This window comes from Inquilinus sp. (assembly GCF_057815775.1).
In genome coordinates this window covers 1-3530 of record NZ_JBYRFX010000154.1, presented here as the reverse complement: position 1 = coordinate 3530, position 3530 = coordinate 1, and the positions used below count along the sequence as shown (strand labels likewise).

General features: G+C 69.7%; 5 protein-coding genes. 3 read left to right on the top strand and 2 right to left on the bottom strand.

Annotated elements, in window-relative coordinates; translation table 11 throughout:
* Positions 1–127: 127 nt before the first annotated feature.
* The gene (locus AC3XYG_RS05595; protein WP_489138827.1) at positions 128–559 is read left to right on the top strand and encodes a GNAT family N-acetyltransferase; all 432 of its coding nucleotides are present in this window, start codon (positions 128–130) and stop codon (positions 557–559) included.
* Between the two features lie 19 nt (positions 560–578).
* On the opposite strand, the gene AC3XYG_RS05590 is transcribed toward AC3XYG_RS05595, so the two are convergent.
* A complete protein-coding gene (locus AC3XYG_RS05590) occupies positions 579–1445 on the bottom strand; it encodes a dienelactone hydrolase family protein (protein WP_489138826.1) in 867 nt (288 codons plus the stop codon).
* Between the two features lie 146 nt (positions 1446–1591).
* Between AC3XYG_RS05590 and AC3XYG_RS05585 the strand changes: the two genes are divergently transcribed.
* Complete coding sequence (locus tag AC3XYG_RS05585; RefSeq protein WP_489138825.1) at positions 1592–2305, top strand: 4'-phosphopantetheinyl transferase family protein; 714 nt, start codon at positions 1592–1594, stop codon at positions 2303–2305.
* Between the two features lies 1 nt (position 2306).
* On the opposite strand, the gene AC3XYG_RS05580 is transcribed toward AC3XYG_RS05585, so the two are convergent.
* Positions 2307–2930, bottom strand: a complete 624-nt coding sequence (locus tag AC3XYG_RS05580) for an endonuclease III domain-containing protein (protein WP_489138824.1) — start codon at positions 2928–2930, stop codon at positions 2307–2309.
* Between the two features lie 389 nt (positions 2931–3319).
* Between AC3XYG_RS05580 and AC3XYG_RS05575 the strand changes: the two genes are divergently transcribed.
* Positions 3320–3530 (top strand): hypothetical protein (locus AC3XYG_RS05575; protein WP_489138823.1); only part of this gene is annotated, 211 nt, incomplete at its 3' end.

The following is a 3530-nucleotide window of genomic DNA, read 5'->3' as shown; positions in this document are numbered from 1 at the left end:
GGGATCACCGATCGGGCCGGTGACCTGGCCCAGGGATATGCCGGTGCGGCCGCCGCAAAACTCCGGTTCTTGCCCCGGAATCGCAGCCGTCCTTGACGGGGTCCTGGCAGCGGCGAGGATGGGCGCCATGGATCCTATCTCAGCCCGACCGCCTGAAGAGGCGACGCCCGTGCTCACCTGGCGCGGCCCGTTCCGGAACGACGAGGTCAACGCCCTGCATGCCGAATGCTTCCGCACCCCCGTCGGCGGGCATGACTGGTGGGGCCAGCTTAGCCGCCACAGCCTGGGCTGGGTCTGCCTGCGGCTGTCAGGCCGCTTGGCCGGCTTCGTGAATGTCGCCTGGGATGGCAGCACCCATGCCTTCCTGCTGGACACGATGGTCGCGCCGGCGGTGCAGCGGCGGGGCTTCGCGGCCATGATCGTGGCGGAGGCGGCGCGGCAGGCGAAGGCCGCGCATTGCGACTGGCTGCATGTCGATTTCGAACCGCATCTGCGCGCCTTCTATTTCGATGCCTGCGGCTTCCGGCCGACCGACGCGGGCCTGGTCGCGCTGCGGTGAGACCTGCTGACTCCGCGGACTATGGCGTGGCCTGTCCCGGGGACAGAAGCCAGGAGGACAGGAAGGCCGGCACGCGCTGCAGCGCATCGGACCGCGCGGCGTCATCGGTGCCCACGATCGGCACCACGCCGGCCCTGGTGCGGTAGGCCGGCATCTCGTGCACGGGCCGGGCGGGCCAGTCGAAGTCATGATAGGCGCCGGGATAGGTCTGCATCGTGACCTTGGTCGCGGGTGTCGCCGTCGCCATCAGCGCGCCGCAGCGATCGGCCGGGGTCCAGACATCGCCGTCGCCGACCAGGACCAGCAGCGGCACCGGGCTGTCCCAGGCTGTGCGATGGATCGTCGTGTTGCACCCGGCCGGATAGAATGCGACGGCGGCGCGGAAGCCGCCCGTCGCCGCCAGGATGGATTGCACCGGGCTGCCGCTGCGGATGGTGTTCAGGACCACGCCGCCGCCCTGCGACCAGCCGATCAGGCCGATCCGGTCGGGCTGGACGAAATCCTGGTCTTGCAGATAGCGCAGCGCCGCGACCGCATCGAACGGCCGTGCCCGCAGGATCGCCCCATCGAACGTGGCCGGCGCGCACATCTGGCCATGATGGCGCGGCGTGTGGCCGTCGACCATCAGCACGCTGATGCCAGTCGCATTCAGCCGCGCCGCCCAATCCTGCTCGCGTGCATTGATGGCGCCGGACCGGCTCAGCAGGCCGCCGCAGCCATGCAGGAAGACCACGCCCGGGGATCGGCCCGCGGCGGCCGTCCGGAATAAATAGGCATCGAGCAGGGTGGCGGGCGGTCCGTCGAGCGACGGGAAATGCACCGGCTCGGCGGCCCGGGCAGTGCCGATCAGGCAGCAGAAGCAGATCAGTGCGACCAGGCTGCGCATGCCGTGATCCCCAGGCTGTGATGCCGCATGCTAGAGCAGCCTTCCGCGCCATGGCATGAATGTTCGGTAAGCCGTTGCGGTGCCGATCGGTATGATCCACCGGCGGTGGGTCGCACGACCGGGATGGTTTCGATGGGACGCGGGCGATGATCGAACTGACGCTCACCGAGGACGGCCTGCCCTTCGCCACGGCGGACATCGTCGTGGCCCGTTGCCGGTTCGCCTTCGACACCGTGGGGCTGGCGGGCGCCAAGACCTATCGCCATGCCGCCGATCCCACGCTGGAGGTGGATCTGCCGCCATCGCTGTCCCGTGCCGTGGCCAAGCGGCAGGTGGAGTTCCTGGCCGGTCGGCTGTGCGCGGCCCAGGCGATGCGCCGGCTGCGTGGCCACCACCAGCCGGTGCCGATCCGCCCCGACCGCAGCCCGGCCTGGCCGGAAGGGCTGGTCGGCAGCATCAGCCACACCGATGGTCTGGCCTTGGCCGGGGTGGCGGAGGCGCGGCACTATCGCTCGCTGGGGCTGGACCTGGAGCGTGAATTGACGGCCGAGGTTGCCGGCCAGGTTGGCCCGCTGCTGCTGGATGACGGTGAATGGCGCCGCCGCCCGCCGGGCTGGACGGAGACGGCGTTCGCGACCCTGGTCTTCTCGGCCAAGGAGGCGCTGTACAAGGCGATCCACCCGATCGCCCAGCGGATGATGGAGTTCCACGACGCAAGGCTGCTGGCGGTGGAGCAGGGTCATGTCGTGCTGGAACTGGCGCCGGCGGTGCGGTCGGACCGGCTGCCGGGCGCGCGCTTCCACGTGCAGTTCGGCTTTGAAGGACCGGTGTGCCTGACCATGCTGGCCCTGGCCGCCTGAGTCAGTAGCCGCAGCGGGGGCACAGATCCTGCAGCGGGCAACGGCCGCAGGCCGGCGCCCGGGCGGAACAGGCCGTCTGGCCCAGCACCTTGATCATCCGGTGCAGTTCATACAGGTCGTCGGCGCTCCAGCCTTCCGGGATCAGCCGCATGAAGCCGTCATGCCCGGCCTCGTAGTCGGCTCCGGCCGGCAGCAGCCCCAGCCGCTCGCCGACCCGCAGCAGATGGGTGTCGACCACCAGCTCGCGCTTGCGCAGCGTGCTGAAATTCAGGACCGACGCGGCGATCTTCGGGCCGACCCCGGGCAGGGCGATGAGCCACCGCATCGCCACCGCCTCGTCCCAATCCGCCAGGAAATTGAGGGCCAGGGCGCCGCTGCGCGCCACGATCATGCGCAGGGCCTGCGGCAGCTGCTCGGCCTTGCGATCGGCATGGTTCACCATCCAGATGGCGCGCTCGATCCGGCGCGGCGGCGCCCGCTGCAGCAGATCCCAGGACGGGTACCAGTCGCGCAGCCGCTCGAAGGCCTGGATCGACACTTCGTCCCGGGTCTTGGAGCCGAGCATGCTGCGGACCAGCTGACTGACCGGGTCGCGCCGCGGCTCGTCCCGGCGGGGGCTTGCCATCGCACGGAGCCGGGCGCGAACCCTCGGCAGCAGTGGATCGTCGTCGAGCGGGAAGGAGAGCTGCATGGCGAGACACCAGGCTGATCACCGTCTCATGATAGGAACAAAATAAGAACATATCAAGCTGGATTCGATCGGCCCCAACTTGGCGACTGATACATCGACCCGATAGATTCCGGTCCTATCCCGGTTGCATCTGCAACTGCGGCGGACATCAAGCGGTAACGCGGGCATTCTATCCAGCGTCCAGCTTGGACCAGGGGCGAGGTCGAGGACTGCGATCCTTTGCCCCGCCGGGAACCGGGCATCGGAATCGATCGCCAGCAACCGCACCGGGCAGGGGCGGCGGGCGCATCGGGATCAGGTCGGGGGATGTCTTGAACGTGCCGATGATCGCGCTGCCTTGGGCGGCCGTCTTCCTTGCCGCGGCGGCGGTCTGGTTTCGCCCGCTGCGTGGGCTCACCCTCGGGTTGCTCGTGCTCGGCTATGCCGCGGCGCTGGCCGACGGCCTGCTGGGGGTCGAGGCCGCCGGGCCGATCCTGCTGCTGCTGGCTGCGGCCGCCGCGGTGTCGCAGACCCGCAGCCGCCCGATCGGCTATG